The organism is Pseudomonas schmalbachii, from assembly GCF_017589465.1.
GTDB classification, from domain to species: domain Bacteria; phylum Pseudomonadota; class Gammaproteobacteria; order Pseudomonadales; family Pseudomonadaceae; genus Pseudomonas; species Pseudomonas schmalbachii.
The window spans coordinates 1-298 of record NZ_JAELYA010000032.1; the positions used below are offsets into that span (position 1 = coordinate 1).

General features: G+C 53.4%; 1 rRNA gene. It reads right to left on the reverse strand.

Annotated elements, in window-relative coordinates:
- Nucleotides 1-111 (reverse strand): 5S ribosomal RNA (gene rrf / locus JFY56_RS24220); the annotation flags it as partial.
- Nucleotides 112-298: the final 187 nt, after the last annotated feature.

Here is a 298-nt window from a genome sequence, read left to right on the forward strand (position 1 = left end):
ACGATGACCTACTCTCACATGGGGAGACCCCACACTACCATCGGCGATGCGTCGTTTCACTGCTGAGTTCGGGATGGGATCAGGTGGTTCCAACGCTCTATGGTCGTCAAGCAATTCTTTCGGATGCTCGTGGCTTGCGCTCACGCTCACCCCAATTCGGGTATGTGATCGTTCGGTGTCATTTGCGGTTCTCACGAACTTTCGGTTCGTCGACTTCACCACTACACCGCAATCCGCAGATTGCTTGGGTGTTATATGGTCAAGCCTCACGGGCAATTAGTATCGGTTAGCTCAACGC